A 16,272-nucleotide genomic window follows, 5' to 3' on the forward strand; every position below is an offset into this window, starting at 1 on the left:
CTGCGGAGACCTCCTTTCATGCCTTTCGAAGTCATATCCAGCATGCCCAACAAACCATCGCCATTCGATCTCGGTCCGGCCCATCTTGTCGGCATAGGCGGGATTGGCATGTCCGGTATCGCAGAGATCATGATCAATCTCGGCTACAAGGTTCAGGGCTCTGATGTGAAGGAAAGCGCCAATGTCGAACGCCTTCGGTCCAAGGGCGCGACCGTCCATATCGGGCACAAGCCACAGAATGTGATCGGAGCAGGGGCCGTCATTATTTCCTCCGCCATCAAGTCCGATAACCTCGAAGTTGTCGCCGCGCGCGAGTCCGGTATTCCGGTCGTTCGCCGCGCCGACATGCTGGCAGAGATCATCCGCCTCAAATGGACCGTTGCGGTTGCGGGCACGCACGGCAAGACGACAACGACGACCATGGTCGCCGCGCTTCTCGATGGCGCAGGCATCGACCCGACCGTCATCAATGGCGGCATCATCAATGCCTATGGCTCCAACGCCAAGGCGGGCAATGGCGACTGGATCGTGCTGGAGGCTGATGAAAGCGACGGCACCTTCACCAAGCTGCGCCCGACGATAGCGATCGTCACCAATATGGACCCTGAACATATGGAGCATTACGGCTCCATGCAGGCGCTGCGGGATGCCTTCGACACCTATGTAAAGAATATCCCCTTCTATGGGTTCGGCGTCCTCTGCACCGATCACCCGGAAGTCTCGTCCATGGTGGCGCGTGTCTCTGACCGGCGCATCCTGACCTATGGCTTCAACCGCCAGGCCGATGTGCGCGCGACCAATCTCGCCTCTGATCCGGACGGGGTGACCTTCGACGTCGTGCTTCGCGAGCGCCTCGGCATTGGCGTCTCGTCGATAGAGGGCGTGCGTCTGCCGATGGCAGGCGACCACAATGTCTCTAACGCGCTCGCAGCGATCTGCGTGGCGCTGGAGCTCGGCGCGACACCTGATCAGATCCGGCACAGCTTTGCCAATTTCGGCGGGGTGAAGCGGCGCTTCACGCCTGCCGGTGAGTGGAATGGCATCCGCATTATCGACGACTATGGTCATCACCCTGTGGAGATTAAGGCGGTCCTCAAGGCTGCCCGCGCCATGCAGGGCCAAAACCGCGTCATCGCCGTCGCCCAGCCGCATCGCTATTCGCGGCTGCGCGACCTCTTCAAGGATTTCTCCGGCTGCTTCCAGGATGCTGACATTGCCCTGATCGCACCGGTCTATGCGGCTGGCGAAGACCCGATTGAGGGCGCCAGCCACGAATCGCTTGTCCGTGCCATCAATGAGAATGGCCATGCAGACGCGCGCCCCATGGATGCGCTCGCCAGCCTGCCAGACACGATCCGCGAAATCGCCCGCCCCGGCGATCTCGTCGTCTGTCTCGGCGCTGGCGATATCACGACCCACGCAAATGCACTTGCCGGGAAGCTGGCCGAATAGATGGCAGACTGGCGCGACGACCTGCCCGAGGTACGTGGCAAGCTGCTCTTTGACCAGCCGCTTGCGCCCTACACCTGGTTCCGGGTTGGTGGACCCGCCGATGTCCTTTTCCTGCCAAAGGATGAGGATGACCTCGCCGACTTCCTGAAAGCGCTGCCTGAAGACGTGCCTCTTCACTTCATGGGTGTGGCGTCCAACTCGATCATTCGCGATGGAGGGATTGAGGGTGTCACGATCCGTCTCATGGGCGGCTATTGGGGCGGTATTGAGCCAACAGGCTCGCATTCTCTCTTTGCACGCGCGGGCGCTCTTGATCTTGCTGTCGCCAAGGCATCGGCAAAGCATGGCATTGCCGGGCTGACCTTCCTCTCTGGCATCCCCGGCTCAATCGGGGGCGCGGTGCGCACCAATGCCGGCTGTTATGGCCGAGAGCTGAAAGACGTCGCCAACCAGATTGAGGGCATCACAAGCTCAGGTGAGCGCGTCAGGTTCGAAGCCGAGATCGCCCAGTATGGCGACCCGAAGATCGACTTCTCCTACCGCCACACCAATTTTCCGGAAGATGTCATCGTGACCGGCATCCTGCTCACCGGGTCTGGTGATGGGGACCCCGACACGCTGCAGGCCGAGATCGCGGATCATCAGGCCCGGCGCGCAGAAACGCAGCCGATCAAGGACAAGACCGGCGGCTCTACCTTTGCCAATCCCGATCCGCCCGGCACGCCGGACCAGCGCTCCAGCTGGAAGCTGATTGATGCCGCGGGTTGTCGGGGCCTGCGGGTCGGCGGCGCGCAGGTTTCCGAGAAGCATTGCAACTTCCTGATCAATACAGGCGAGGCCAACGCGGCCGACATCGAAGCGCTTGGGGAACTGGTGCGCGCCCGCGTGCTGGATGTGACCGGCGTCGACCTCCGCTGGGAAATCCGCCGGATTGGCAGGATCCAGGTATCGGGCCAAACAGCGGGCGAGACCGGCTAGTCTTCCATTTCCTCATGCACCTGGCCCCAGGCAAGGATCGCAAAGAGGCCGGCACCGCCTATGATATTGCCAGCCAGCGCGGGCAGCAGGTTCACTCCCAGCAGCTTGAAAATGCCCTGCTCACCAGACAGCGCAACCATGAATAGCTCGGCAGACCCGACCACGACGTGCGCGAAATCACCCAGCGCGATGAGGTAGGTGAAGAACAGGATGACCCAGAACTCGCTGCCCTCCGAACTTGGCATCATCCAGACGAGCGCGGCGATCAGGAAACCTGCTGGCAGGGCACGCATGAAGGTTTCGCCTGCGCCCCAGTCGGCAACATGCAGGCTGAGCTCCAGCACGGCGGCGCCCACCTCCGGTGAGATGGCGCCTGAATAGAACCAGAAAACCGCTGCGAACAATGTACCCACCATGTTGGCAAGAAACACTGTGCTCCAGAGCCGCGTCGTGCCGAGGATCGTGCGCCGGCAAGGATCTGCCAATGTGGGAAGGACCGCCGTCACGGTGTTTTCGGTGAAGAGCTGCAGCCGTCCCAGCATCACGATGAGGAACCCGGCCGAATAGCCCAGATTCTCGACCAGTGGCCGCCAGTCTGTATCGGGAAGGGCGACCCGAAGCATCGCCTCCATCGCCAGAGACATGGAGATACCTAGCCCCGCGGCGATGCCAGACCACCAGATCGAGCTTTGCGGGCGCGACAGCTCAGAGCGACCTTCCTGTCGGATAATCTCGTAGACGATGCGCGATTTCAGGCGGGTCAAAGTTGCCGCCTGCTCGCGCTCCTCCTCGGTAATATGTTCTTCGTCTTTGTGCTCGGGAGGCTTGGCTTCGTCTACTGACATCCGGTTCGAACGCGTCAGGTCTCTCTATGTTCATTCACACCGACTGCAGTCGATCGGTTCAATTTGAAGGACTGCCTTAATTTCTCGGCTGCTACATGTTTGTTTCGGGCCGGGCCAAACGGGTCCTGTGCAGTCTGGAGAAGAGCATGAAACGCGTCGCTGTCGTCTATGGAGGCTGGTCATCCGAGCGTGAGGTCTCCCTCTCGTCTGGCCAGCAGATGCTGCGTGCGGCACAGGCGGCCGGATATGACGCTGTCGGTATCGACGCCAATCGCGATCTTGCGAGCCAGATCGCGGCTGAAAAGCCGGACGTCATCCTGAACGGACTTCACGGCCCCTGGGGCGAAGATGGCTGTGTTCAGGGCCTCTTTGAAATTCTCGGAATTCCCTACACCCATTCCGGCGTCACAGCCTCTGCGATCGCAATGGACAAACGCAAGTCCAAGGCGATCTACAGCCAAGCCGGACTCGATATCGCTGAAGACGTTGCGGTGAGCCGTGAAGAGGCCGCCCGCGCGCATCCGATCAAGCCGCCCTATGTGATCAAGCCGGTGAATGAAGGCTCCAGTTTTGGCGTAGTCTTCGTGCGCGAGGAAAATAACGGCCCCTCGCAGCTCCTCACCTCTGATGACTGGGCCTATGGCGACAATCTCATGGCCGAAGAATACATTCCGGGCCGCGAGCTGACCGTGGCCGTCCTCGGCGATCGGCCCCTCGCAGTGACAGAGATCACAACATTAAGAGAGTTTTACGATTTTGATGCAAAATATGCAGCTGGTGGATCGCGTCATGTGGTGCCCGCGGATGTTTCGGACGCTGTAATACAGGCAGCGCTGGACGCGGCGCTGACGGCGCATCAGGCTCTCGGTTGCCGGGGGGTGTCGCGGTCCGATTTTCGATTTGACGAGAAGAAGGACCGGCTCGTGATCCTGGAAACAAATACCCAGCCAGGCATGACACCCACCTCTCTCGTTCCCGAGCAGGCCGCTTTCACAGGCATGACATTCGAAGCGCTTGTGAGCTGGATGATCGAGGATGCTTCATGCCGAAGGTGAAGGGCAAAGCAGCACCGAAAGCGCCGCAGAGGCGAAGACGCGCGCCGCCGCCCCCGCCGCCGGTTGAGCCGACGCGCGCTGATACGTCCTCCATCGTCACCGGTCTCGTCATGGTCGTCGCCGTGATCGTCGCAGGCGCAGCCCTGCTTGGCGGCTCGATGTCCAAGGTCGGCACAGGTGTAGGCGATGCGCTTGACGACGTCGCTGGCGGGCTCGGTTTTGCCGTCCAGGATGTGCGCATTGTCGGTCTGCAACAGGATGCAAGACGGGCGCAGCTCGTCCAGCAGGTGTCCGAGGTGGAAACCGGCGACAATATGTTCCGCGCCAACCCGCATGAAATTCGCCGCCGCATCCTCTCCAGCGGGCAGGTCACGAGCGCGCAGGTCTATCGGCTCTGGCCAAACCAGATCCTGATCCATGCCTCGCCCGCACGTGCCGCTGCGGTCTGGCATGATGGCGAAGCCTGGCGGGTGATCGATGGCACCGGCCAGACCATGGAAGGCCTGTCGGCGCAGGACTATTCAGACCTCGTTCGCCTCTCCGGCGCCGAAGCGCCCGCAGGCGTTCCGGCGCTTCTCAGGTTTCTCGCCCGTGTCGATGATGTTGCCCAGCGCCTCTCCTATGCAGAGCGGGTGTCGCGCCGGCGCTGGGATATCCAGCTGCGTGACGGGCTGATGATCCGGTTGCCCGCAGACGCCAGCGTCCTGCGCGCCGCCGATGAACTGGAAACGCTGAACACAGCCGCACGTCTCACCGACCGGTCTCTAGCGCGGATTGATCTCCGCGTCCCCGGACGGACATTTCTCGAACCCCTTGAAGAACAGGGCGCCCCGGGCACCCCTGCAGAAAGCTGAATATGGCCAAGGCAGACCTACGCTTGAAACCTTCCCGCGCCGCCAAAGTCGGCCAGACCATCGCGTCGCTGGATATTGGCAGTTCCAAGATCACCTGCCTGATCGGGCGTTATGATCCTGAATCGCGCGCAGGCTTCTCCTTCCTCGGTGGCGGCCGCCAACAGGCACGCGGCTTCAAGGATGGGTCGGTGACCGACATGGAGGCACTGGAGCGATCCGTGCGCCTGGCTGTTGAAGATGCAGAGCGCCAGGCCGACGAGCGCATTGATTCGGTGACACTCGGTGTTACCGGCTCGCGCGTGACCTGCGAGTTCGTCGGCGCGCTGAATGATCTGGGCGGCCGCGAGGTGACGCTGAAGGATCTGAAGAAACTCCATTCTCAGGCGCTCGGCAAAGTCGACACGAAACAGCGTGAGATCCTGACCGCCCATCCGGTCATCTATCGCCTGGATGAGCAGGAAGGCATCTCCGATCCGATTGGCATGATCGGCCAGAAGTTCAGCGTGCTTCTTTCGGTGGTGACTGCGCCGCAGTCACTTGTCCGCAATCTCGTCGAGTGTGTGGGGCGCGCCCACCTCAATATTGAGCGGCTGATCCCATCTGCGCTGGCAAGCGGGGCAGGGACCCTGATTGATGACGAGATCGAAAATGGCGCGATCTGCATCGACATGGGCTCGGGCGTTACGACAGCCTGCGCCTTCGTGAACGGCGTGCCTGCCTGGCTCGGTGTCGTGCCAGCTGGCGGCGCGAACGTCACCGGCGATCTCGCCCAGGGCATTGGCACGACGTTCGCGGCCGCCGAGCGGATGAAAACGATCTATGGCCACGCAGACCTTTCCGGCACCGGCATGTCGGAGCGTGTCGAAGTCGCCCGCCTCGGCGATGATGGCCGCCTGACCGCCTGCCATATGACCCGAGGCGAGCTTGCTGGTCTCATCGCCCCGCGAATCGAAGAGACGTTCGAATACGCCGCGCGGATCATCGGCAAGAGCGAACTCGTCAAGATCATGCCGCGCCGAACCGTCCTTACCGGCGGTGGAAGCCTCATGCCGGGAGTGCGCGACGTTGCCTCGCGCGTTCTTGGTCAGCCGGTTCGTCTTGGAAAACCTGTCGATGTCGAGGCGCTCGGCGAAACCCATGCCAGCCCTGTCTTTTCCACCGCAGCAGGCCTGCTGTCCTACGAATCACGCGGGTTTACCGATGTGTCGACGTCCGCCCCGTCCTCGCTACAGGGCTCATCAGCGGCAAAGACTGGTACAGTAAACAGGTTCTTTCGATGGTTGACTGAAAATTTTTAACAGCCGGGCAGAATCCATTAACCCTCTCTTAGTCTGACACCTGCACTTTGTGCCCATGAACCCTCTCTAGGTAGATTGGCAAAGGCGGACTATTCATGACTCAGGAACTCAAGCCGCGGCTCGTCGTGTTCGGTGTAGGCGGGGCCGGCGGTAACGCAGTCGACAACATGATCGAGGCGAACCTTCAGGGGGTTGAGTTCGTCGTCGCAAACACGGATGCGCAGGCGCTCGAACGGTCGAAATGCGAAACACGTATTCAGCTCGGTCCCGACACAACTGCTGGACTAGGCGCAGGCGCCAAGCCGGAAGTTGGCGCTGCATCGGCTGAAGAATCGATCGAAGAAATCAACAAGTGCCTCGAAGGCGCGCACATGGTCTTCATCGCCGCCGGTCTCGGCGGCGGGACAGGCACAGGCGCGGCGCCCGTCATCGCGCGTGCTGCCCATGAGCGCGGCATCCTCACCGTTGGCGTCGTCACCAAGCCGTTCAGCTTTGAAGGCAATCGCCGGATGACCATCGCCGAAGATGGTCTGGCCGAGATGCGCAAGGCAATCGACACGATGATTGTCGTGCCGAACCAGAACCTCTTCCGGGTCGCAAATGAACGCACGACCTTTGCTGACGCGTTCCGCATGGCCGATGACGTTCTTTACTCAGGCGTCCGTGGCATCACCGATCTGATGGTCATGCCTGGCCTCATCAATCTCGACTTTGCTGATGTCCGCACAATCATGAAGGGCATGGGCGCTGCGATGATGGGCATGGGCGAAGCCGAAGGCGAAACCCGCGCCCTCGATGCCGCCCGCGCGGCCATCGACAATCCGCTTCTCGACGATGTCTCGATGAAGGGCGCTCGCGGCGTTCTGATCAGCATCACTGGCGGCTATGACATGACGCTGTTCGAAGTCGACGAAGCAGCGAACGAAATCCGCAAGCAGGTCGACGCTGACGCGCACATCATTCTCGGCTCGACCTTCGACCCCGAGCTGGAAGGCAAGCTGCGCGTCTCTGTCGTGGCTGCAGGTATCGATGCCGCACATGGTCTGTTCGCTGAAGAGACACCTGCCGCGCAGCCGGTCGCCAGAGCCGAACCAGAACCGCTGTCGGTTGAAGCTGAATCTGTCGAAGAGACCGAAGAGGTCATCGCCGAAGCAGAAGCTGCCGACGAGGTCGAAGTCGAGCGTCCGCGTGTCGTGATCAGCGACTTCGAGGAAGATGAAAGCCTCGAAGCCGATTCGCGCCCCGACTTTGCAGGCCGCAGCCTGCCTGCCTCTCACAAGGAACGCTCCGCCGGAGATGACCGCGTCAGCGCCGACCAGGTCTTTGGTCGCTCACGTTCGGGCAAATCTGAACGCTCCAGTGAAGGCAAAGCCGGCTTTGGCAATCTTTTCGGCTGGCCCAAGTCAGCCCAGAGCGCCAATGACACCGATGAAAGCCATGCGAAGGAAGAGATCGTCTCTTCGCGGGACGATTATCCAAACCCTGCACCTTTCGATGATGCGGACCTGGAAATTCCGGCCTTCCTGCGCCGGTCGGCAAACCGCTAGACCCGGGTTCTGCACCCTGAAATTATAGGTATTGAGGGCGCCCGAAAGGGCGCCCTTATCGTTTGTAATATTGCGACATATTCCTTGTTTTGAATCTTTGCGCCTGATCCCTTTTATAGGACCTTGAGAAATGGGGTCCTCATGAACCGCGTACAGTATCAGCAGACCATCAACTTTCCGGTTGTTTGTGCCGGCGTCGGCGTCCATAGCGGCGCCCGCGCGCGCATCGTCATGAAACCGGCTGCAGCTGGCTCGGGGATCCGCTTTCGCAGGACCGACATCAAAGGCTGCGAAGACATTATCGCCCGCGGTGATTTCGTCACTGAGGTTCAGCTTGGCACGACCCTGACGAATGATGCAGGCCAGTCCGTTGCGACGGTGGAGCATCTGCTTGCCGCCTGCGCAGGTGTTGGTGTCGACAACCTCCTGATCGAGATCGATGGGCCCGAAGTCCCCATCATGGACGGCTCCTCGGCTGTCTATTGTGAGCTTATGCTGGCCGCAGGTCTTCGCCAGCAACGCGCCTTCCGCCAGCGGATCCGCATTCTTGAAGAGGTCGAGATTACTGACGGTATCAAGACCGCCAGCCTCAGCCCGTCGCCTGACAATTACCTCTCGATCCATGCCAGGATCGAGTTTGAGAGCAAGGCAATCGGCACGCAGCAGATGTCACTTCGCATGCTGCCCGGCATGTTTGCGCGCGACATTGCGTTCGCCCGCACCTTCGGGTTTGCGCAGGATGTCGAGAAGCTGAAATCGATGGGGCTCGCCCGTGGAGGCTCTCTCGACAATGCCGTGGTTCTCGATGGCGATACAGTGGTCAATCCGGAAGGTCTGCGTTCAAGTGATGAGTTTGTACGCCACAAGATCCTCGACGCCGTTGGCGACCTGATGCTTGCCGGTGCGCCGATTGCGGGCGTTTACGAAGCACGCCAGCCCGGCCACGCGTTGAACAACAAGCTTGTTCGGGCACTTCTGGACAATCCGGAAGCCTGGTGCTGGGAAAGCGACGCCGACGCTGTTTCCGTTCAGCAGGCTGCTTCAGCCGCGGGCTAGACGGCTATCTGCGAAACTACATAAAACTGGAATTGTCTGACGATGCCGCCCTAGTCGGCGCGCGGCCTGAGCCCGTTGGAAACGGCAGGCTTCGCTGGCTTTGCAGGCTCGCTAGCCGTTTCGGAATCGGCAAGGGCGCGGATCATGTTCAGCACTGAAGAGCGAACCCGCTCATCCCGGATCCGGGTCAGGCCGCGAACACACTCGATCGTAAATCGCGACGAGGAATCGACGTCCCCATCATTGTCTTGATCCACCTCATTGAGGCCGTCGAAAAACCAGCCTGGAGAGACACCGAGACGCTCTGCCAGCAGGTAGAGCCGTCCAGCGCTGACACGGTTCGCGCCGGTCTCGTATTTCTGGATCTGCTGATAGGAAACACCCAGCGCTTCGCCGAGCTGGTCCTGCGTCAGTCCCGTCAATATGCGGCGGCGGCGAATGCGCTCACCCACAATTCTGTCCACGTCTGATGCTGTGAACTCTGCTGACTCTTGTGACATGACCAACTGCCTTCTCGGCCGCTTGCGCGAATCCCGCACTGGATATCAGAATCCCCTCTGAACCCCCTACATACACTACGACAACTAAAACTTCACCAACAATGTTCCTGTAGCCTATGTCTTTACAAGCTGGCCTCCAGCGGCAAAGTGCGGGGAGTTTGTTCAAAGACCGGAATTTGCAATGAAGCGCTCGCTTGTCAGCTCCCTTTCAGTCCTTGTCATTGCCATGGCGCTGGCGGGGTGCAACTCCTCTCGCCAGGCGCGTGAACTTGCCTATGTCGAGCGTCCGGTCGAAGCGCTTTACAATGCAGCCGCCGATGAACTCGACAGCCGGGACTATATCCGCGCGATTGAGCTCTTCAACGAAGTCGAGCGCCAGCACCCTTATTCGGAATGGGCGCGCCGCGCGACGATCATGTCGGCTTATGCCTCATTCCGGTCACGCCGTTATGAGGACGCGATCTCCACCGCCCAGCGTTATCTTTCGCTCAATCCAGCGGGCGACGCGGCCCCCTACGCCTATCACCTTATCGCGCTCAGCTATTTCCAGCAGATCGTCGATGTTGGCCGCGACCAGCGCACGACAGAGCTCGCGCGCGACGGTCTGAACGACGTCGTCCGCCGCTTCCCGAATACAGACTATGCCCGCGATGCGCAGATCAAACTCGACATGGTCAGCGACCAGCTCGCGGGCAAGGAAATGGAGATCGGCCGCTGGTATTTGCGCCGCAACCAGCACCTTGCCGCCGTCAACCGCTTCAAGAATGTGATCGACAATTACGACACCACGTCGCACACCCCAGAAGCGCTGCATCGGCTTGTCGAAGCCTATCTTTCGCTTGGCCTTCGCGGCGAAGCGGTCGCCGCAGCCTCCGTGCTTCAGTACAACTACCCTGAAAGCCAGTGGTATGAGGCGAGCTACGCCCTCATCGAAGGCGGCGGCGACGGTAGCTCACAGCAGGCGAGCAATGAGAGCTGGCTTGGACGCATTACGCCCTGGTAGGCGCTGCCGAGAACAGGCTTGTTCTCATTTTGTTCTAGTGTTATTCAGAGCGCATGATCACTGCGCTCTCGATTCGATCCTTCCTGCTCATCGAGCGTCTCGACATTGAGTCGGCCGATGGCTTCACCGCCCTGACCGGGGAAACCGGTGCGGGTAAATCCATCATTCTTGATGCCCTCGGCCTCGTGCTCGGCGCGAGTGCTTCGAAAAAGCTTGTGCGCAAGGGCGCCGATCAGGCGAGCATCCTGGCAGAGTTCGCGCTGGAGGCGGATAACCCCGTCTGGCCGATGCTCGAAGAGGCCGGGGTAGAGGCCTCTCCTGAGGAGACGCTGACCCTCAAGCGGATATTGTCCGCCAAGGGACCTGCGCGCGCCTTCGTGAATGATCAGCCCGTCAGCGCTGGTCTGCTCGCGCAGCTCGGTGAGCGGCTTGTCGAAATTCATGGCCAGCATTCTGCTTCGACGCTGATGAAGCCCTCCAATCACCGCACACTGCTCGACACCTATGCCGGCAATGAAAGCCTGCTGGAGGCCTGCGGCGTCTCATGGGACGAATATGAAGCCGTCCGGGATGCACGCGAAGCGCTGGAGGCGCAGCTTGCAGAAGCTGAGGAGGCGCATGCCTGGCTCGCCGAAACGGTAGAGGCGCTAGATGAGCTTGCCCCTGAGGCGGGCGAGTTTGACAGGCTCAGCGCAGAGCGCAGCATTCTGATGCAGTCGGAAAAGATCGCCGAGTCGGCGACCGAAGCTTTCGAGGCCTTTCAGGCTGGCGAGGTCGAAGCGATCCTCGGCCAGGCAAGCCGCGCGGCTGAGCGTATCCTGCGTATCGATGGCCTCGACGCCATGGAAAGCGATCTGTCAAAGGCTGCCCGCGCAGCCGCTGAAGCGCTCGACCGCGCCCTCATTGAGGCAGGGGAGGCCAGCGCTGCGCTGGAAGGGCTCGGGCTTGCCGCCGTCCACGATCCAGATGCGCTTGAGCGCGTCGAGCAGCGCATCGTTGCGCTGCGGTCTGCCGCCCGCAAATACAGCGTAGACGCCAATGAGCTGCCAGCCTTCTGGACCGAGACCCGCCAGAAACTTGAGCTTTGCGATGCCCCAGATGGCTCTTTGATGAAAGCCCGTTCAGATGAGCAGGCCGCGGCGGCGCGCTGGCGTACAGCCGCTGATCGCCTGACCAAGGCGCGCAAGGCCGCTGCCAAACGTCTCGAAACCTCGATTTCGACCGAACTGAAACCGCTCAAGCTTGAGCGCACCAAGGTGAAAGTCCGTTTCGACGACATCGCGGACACCCAGTCGGGCCGCATGGGCCGTGAGAAGGCAGAGTTCGAGGTCGAGACCAATCCCGGCGCAGGCTTTGGCCCGCTCCGCCAGATCGCGTCCGGCGGTGAGCTTGCGCGCTTCTCGCTGGCGCTCCAGTGCGTTCTGGCCGAGAGCACGCAGGTGCCGGTCCTGGTCTTTGACGAGGCGGACCAGGGCGTTGGCGGGGCTGTTGCCGCAGCCATTGGTGAGCGTCTTGCCCGACTTGCTGACAGCCGCCAGGTGTTCGCCATCACGCACAGTCCACAAGTTGCCGCATCCGCCTCGAACCAGTGGCTGGTCACAAAGGCAGGCGTGAAGGGCAACGGTCTTGGCGAAACCCATCTCACCGGTCTAGATGCCAGCGAACGGCATGAGGAAATCGCCCGCATGCTGTCCGGCAGCAAGGTGACCGAGGAGGCAAGGGCCGCAGCAACAAGGCTTCTTGAAGATGTATGAGTTCGCAGAAACCGCCAGAAGACCTTTCAGACGCTGAAGCCCGGCGCGAACTCGCCCGTCTCGCGACCGAAATAAAACTGGCGGACGCAGCCTATTACAAGGAAGATGATCCGCATCTGAGCGACGCCGACTATGACGCGCTACGCCAGCGCAATCTCGACGTCGAAGCCGCCTTCCCGCATCTCAAACGCAAGGACAGCCCGAGCGACCGGGTCGGCGTGGAAGTCTCTGAAGCCTTCAGCAAGATCACCCACGGCATTCCGATGCTGTCGTTGGACAATGCGTTTTCAGACGAAGATGTTGCCGAGTTCGCCGCCCGCATCCGCCGCTTCCTCGGGCTGGGTGCTGATGAGCCGCTCACCATAACCGCCGAGCCGAAGATCGATGGGCTTTCGCTCAACCTCACCTATGAGGACGGTGTGCTCATCCGGGCCGGTACGCGCGGCAATGGGCAGGTTGGCGAGGATGTAACCGTCAATGCGCGTACGATTGACGATATTCCAGACAAGCTCGCGGGCGAAGGCTGGCCGTCCCGTATCGAGATCCGCGGTGAGGTCTATATGGAGGGCGAGGCTTTCAAGGCGCTCAACGCGTCCCAGGAAGCGGCCGGCAAGAAAGTCTTCGCCAATCCGCGCAACGCTGCCGCTGGCAGTCTGCGTCAGCTCGATGTGGCCATCACGCGCGCCCGCCCCCTTCGCTTCTTTGCCTATGCCTGGGGCGAGGTCTCTGAAACCTTTGCCGAAACCCAGAGCGAAGCGGTCGCAAAGCTCCAGGAGTGGGGCTTTGTCACGAACGACCTCTTTAAATCACATGAGAGCGTTGAGGGATTGCTGGGCGCCTACGCCAACATGGCCGAGCGCCGCGCCATGCTTGGCTACGATATTGACGGCGTCGTCTACAAGGTCGACCGCCTCGACTGGCAGGAGAGGCTCGGCTTTGTCTCCCGCTTCCCGCGCTGGGCCATTGCCCATAAATTCCCGGCAGAGCGCGCCGTCACGAAACTTGAAGCCATCGAGATTCAGGTTGGCCGCACGGGCACGCTGACGCCTGTCGCGCGCCTGACGCCGGTCACGGTTGGCGGCGTCGTCGTCTCGAACGCGACGCTCCACAATGAAGATGAAATCGCCCGGCTGGATGTCCGCCCCGGCGATATGGTCGAGATACAGCGGGCCGGTGACGTCATTCCGCAGGTGCTCGGTGTGGTCGACCCTGACGAAGACCGCGCGCCGCCTTTCAGAATGCCTGAAACCTGCCCCGAATGCGGCTCTGCGGCTGTCCGGGAAATCGACGACAAGGGCGAGGAAGACGTCCGCCGCCGCTGTACGGGGGGGCTGACCTGCCCAGCCCAGGCGGTCGAACGGTTAAAGCACTTCGTCTCCCGCAAGGCCCTCGATATCGATGGCCTCGGCGCCAAACAGGTCGAGCTCTTCCAGTCGAAGGGCGTCATGAAAGGCCCGCAGGACATTTTCCGGCTGGCGACGCGGCTCGAGGATGAAGGCCTGCCACCCCTGAAAGATTGGGAAGGGTTCGGCGAGACCTCCGCCCGCAACCTCTATGACGCTATCGATCAACGCCGGAAGCCGCCTTTCCAGCGGTTCCTCAATGGTCTCGGTATCCGTCATGTCGGCGAGATCACCTCAGGGCTCCTCGCGCGCCATTATCTGAACTGGGAGAGCTTCTGGCAGGTGGTCGAGAAGGCCGCGGCAGGCGACGAGACGGCCGAAGCTGACCTTCTGTCGATTGATGGCATCGGCCAGACAGCAGTGACCAGCCTCAAGGATTTCGCCGCAGAAGCCCACAACCGCGAGATGCTGGAAAGCCTGCTCGCCGAGGTCGAGATCGAGCCCGCAGAGGCCGCTGCCAGCGATAGCGCCGTGTCCGGCAAGACGATCGTCTTTACCGGAACGCTGGAAAAGATGACCCGCGACGAAGCAAAGTCCCGGGCGACAGCGCTCGGCGCCAAGGTCTCAGGGTCAGTATCGGCCAAGACCGATATTCTCGTCGCTGGCCCGGGCGCAGGCTCGAAGCTGAAAAAGGCCGAAGAGCTTGGTGTGCGCGTCATCACGGAGGATGACTGGCTCGAACTCGCCGGCCTCTAGCCTGTTATTGGCCAAGCGGCGCACATTGCGCGTTCAGCCAGTCATGGACTTCGCCGTCCACCAGCGGGCCGATCCGGTCCAGCACCTGATTGTGGTAATCATTGACCCATGCAAGCTCTGCCGGGCTCAGCAGATCCAGATCGATCAAGTCACGCGACAGCGGGGCCCACGTCAAATTCTGGAAGCCGAGCATCTTGCGCTCGCCGCCTTCGATCTCGGCCGCTTCCGTCACATATTGCAAATTCTCTATGCGGATGCCGTACTGGCCTTCGCGGTAGAAACCCGGCTCATTGGAGACGATCATGCCGGGGCGCAACGCGACGCTGTTCCACGGCTTTGCGATCCGCTGCGGGCCCTCATGGACACCGAGATAGACACCGACGCCGTGCCCCGTGCCATGGTCATAGTCGAGACCGGCCTGCCAGAGCGGATGACGCGCCAGCGCATCAAGATGCGTGCCCGTCGTGCCAGTCGGAAAACGCACACTGGCGAGCGCAATATGGCCTTTCAGCACCAGCGTGTAATGGCGGCGCATATCGGCTGATGGCGTACCGATCGGCACGGTCCGGGTGACATCGGTCGTCCCGTCCAGATACTGCCCGCCGCTGTCGACGAGGTAGAGCGAGCCGCGCTCCAGCTTGCGGTTAGACGCCGAAGACACGCGGTAGTGGGGCAGGGCGCCGTTCGGGCCTGCACCGGAAATCGTCTCGAAGGAGAGATCGTTGAGATCGCCCAGTTGCTCGCGGAAGCTCTCAAGCTTCAGCGCGGCATCGATCTCCGTGACCTCGCCAGACTGCGCATCGGTGTCCAGCCAGTGCAGGAACCGCGTCAGGGCGGCGCCGTCTCGGGTATGGGCCGCTTCGGTCCCGGCGATCTCCGTTTCATTCTTGCAGGCCTTCGGCAGCAGGACAGGATCACGCTGGCGGACAATGCTCGCGCCAGCTTCCTCCAGCGCGCTGAAGAACCAGGCCGAGGCCAGAGCCGGATCGAGGCTGATCGTCTGGCCTTTCAGCTCGGCCATGGCAGGCTCAACCTCTTCCATGGGACGCAGGCGGACACGGTTGCCAAGATGCTGGCGAAGCGCGTCATTTGCCTTGCGCGCATCGAGGAACAGGTCGGCAGTGCCGTCGGCTTTCAGGATGGCGCGCGACAGCGGCAGCGGCGAACAGGCAACGTCCCCGCCGCGAATATTGAACGCCCAGGCAACCGAGGCAGGCGATGTAATGACGGCGGCATTTGCCCCGTCGGCTTTCAGCGCCGCAGCGATACGCTCGCGCTTGGCTTCTGCGTCTTCGCCTGCATGCTCGACCGCGTGCGGTGACACCGGGGCCACTGGCTCTTCAGGCCGGTCCTGCCAGGCCGCATCGATCGGATTGGTTTCGACAGCTTTCAGCTGGATACCCGCCTTGCGGGCGCTCTCTTCCAGCGTCGCCAGATCGTTTGGCGTCATGAGCTTTGGATCATAACCCAGCGTCTCGCCTTTCCGGGACTGGCCAGCAAGCCAGCCGAACGGGCCGGGGTCCGGCAGGCCTTCGATCTCAAGGAATTCGCGGTCCGTCTGGTCCTTGACCTGAAGCGTGTAGCGCCCGTCGGCAAAGATGACGGCCGTGTCCTGAAACACCATGGCGGCCCCGGCAGACCCGGTAAAACCGGTCGCCCAGGTCAGCCGGTCATTGCAGGCTGGCAGATACTCATTCTGGAACTCATCCTCATGCGGGATGTAGAAGCCGTCGAGGCCCTGCGCGCGCATTGCCTCGCGCAGAAGCGGCAGATGCTTGCGGCCAAGCTGTGGGCCGCCTTTTACGTCGAAATTCTGTCTCATGCGGCAAAT

The 16,272-nt window shown here is 61.4% G+C and carries 13 protein-coding genes; 10 read left to right on the plus strand and 3 right to left on the minus strand.

Annotated features, from left to right (window positions below; all coding sequences use genetic code 11):
- Window positions 1-18: 18 nt before the first annotated feature.
- Both murC and murB read left to right on the plus strand, forming a co-directional pair.
- Window positions 19-1,452 carry a UDP-N-acetylmuramate--L-alanine ligase gene (murC, locus tag F550_RS0116145; RefSeq protein ID WP_018149624.1) on the plus strand — a complete coding sequence of 478 codons (1,434 nt, stop codon included), beginning with the start codon at window positions 19-21 and terminating at the stop codon, window positions 1,450-1,452.
- Window positions 1,453-2,430 (plus strand): UDP-N-acetylmuramate dehydrogenase, encoded by a 978-nt coding sequence (gene murB / locus F550_RS0116150; protein WP_018149625.1) that lies wholly within the window; start codon window positions 1,453-1,455, stop codon window positions 2,428-2,430.
- On the opposite strand, the gene F550_RS0116155 is transcribed toward murB, so the two are convergent.
- The gene (locus F550_RS0116155) at window positions 2,427-3,275 is read right to left on the minus strand and encodes a formate/nitrite transporter family protein (RefSeq protein WP_018149626.1); all 849 of its coding nucleotides are present in this window, start codon (window positions 3,273-3,275) and stop codon (window positions 2,427-2,429) included. The genes murB and F550_RS0116155 overlap by 4 nt on opposite strands.
- Before the next feature lie 146 nt (window positions 3,276-3,421).
- Between F550_RS0116155 and F550_RS0116160 the strand changes: the two genes are divergently transcribed.
- The 5 genes from F550_RS0116160 (at window position 3,422) to lpxC (ending at window position 9,085) form a co-directional block, all read left to right on the plus strand.
- A complete protein-coding gene (locus F550_RS0116160; RefSeq protein ID WP_040500582.1) occupies window positions 3,422-4,330 on the plus strand; it encodes a D-alanine--D-alanine ligase in 909 nt (302 codons plus the stop codon).
- Window positions 4,318-5,184, plus strand: a complete 867-nt coding sequence (locus F550_RS0116165) for a cell division protein FtsQ/DivIB (protein WP_018149628.1) — start codon at window positions 4,318-4,320, stop codon at window positions 5,182-5,184. The genes F550_RS0116160 and F550_RS0116165 overlap by 13 nt, the downstream gene beginning before the upstream one ends.
- A 2-nt stretch (window positions 5,185-5,186) precedes the next feature.
- Window positions 5,187-6,482, plus strand: coding sequence for a cell division protein FtsA (gene ftsA / locus F550_RS0116170; protein WP_018149629.1), 1,296 nt, complete (start codon window positions 5,187-5,189; stop codon window positions 6,480-6,482).
- A gap of 95 nt (window positions 6,483-6,577) precedes the next feature.
- Entirely contained in the window at window positions 6,578-8,029 is a 1,452-nt protein-coding gene (gene ftsZ / locus F550_RS0116175; RefSeq protein ID WP_018149630.1) for a cell division protein FtsZ, read from the plus strand.
- Window positions 8,030-8,170: 141 nt separating this feature from the next.
- Entirely contained in the window at window positions 8,171-9,085 is a 915-nt protein-coding gene (gene lpxC / locus F550_RS0116180; protein WP_018149631.1) for a UDP-3-O-acyl-N-acetylglucosamine deacetylase, read from the plus strand.
- 50 nt (window positions 9,086-9,135) lie between these two features.
- Here lpxC and F550_RS18200 read toward each other — a convergent pair whose 3' ends face one another.
- The gene (locus F550_RS18200) at window positions 9,136-9,585 is read right to left on the minus strand and encodes a helix-turn-helix domain-containing protein (protein WP_018149632.1); all 450 of its coding nucleotides are present in this window, start codon (window positions 9,583-9,585) and stop codon (window positions 9,136-9,138) included.
- Between the two features lie 181 nt (window positions 9,586-9,766).
- Between F550_RS18200 and F550_RS18205 the strand changes: the two genes are divergently transcribed.
- From F550_RS18205 to ligA, 3 genes are read left to right on the plus strand one after another with little or no spacing between them, the layout of a single operon-like run.
- Window positions 9,767-10,588 (plus strand): outer membrane protein assembly factor BamD, encoded by an 822-nt coding sequence (locus F550_RS18205; protein WP_018149633.1) that lies wholly within the window; start codon window positions 9,767-9,769, stop codon window positions 10,586-10,588.
- A gap of 53 nt (window positions 10,589-10,641) precedes the next feature.
- Window positions 10,642-12,342: a DNA repair protein RecN gene (gene recN / locus F550_RS0116195; RefSeq protein ID WP_018149634.1), complete on the plus strand. Its 1,701-nt coding sequence runs from the start codon at window positions 10,642-10,644 to the stop codon at window positions 12,340-12,342.
- Entirely contained in the window at window positions 12,339-14,441 is a 2,103-nt protein-coding gene (gene ligA / locus F550_RS0116200; protein WP_018149635.1) for an NAD-dependent DNA ligase LigA, read from the plus strand. Before recN ends, ligA begins: the two co-directional genes overlap by 4 nt.
- 4 nt (window positions 14,442-14,445) lie before the next feature.
- On the opposite strand, the gene F550_RS0116205 is transcribed toward ligA, so the two are convergent.
- Entirely contained in the window at window positions 14,446-16,263 is a 1,818-nt protein-coding gene (locus F550_RS0116205; protein ID WP_018149636.1) for an aminopeptidase P family protein, read from the minus strand.
- Between the last annotated feature and the right edge of the window lie 9 nt (window positions 16,264-16,272).

Source organism: Henriciella marina DSM 19595, assembly GCF_000376805.1.
Taxonomy (GTDB): Bacteria; Pseudomonadota; Alphaproteobacteria; order Caulobacterales; family Hyphomonadaceae; genus Henriciella; species Henriciella marina.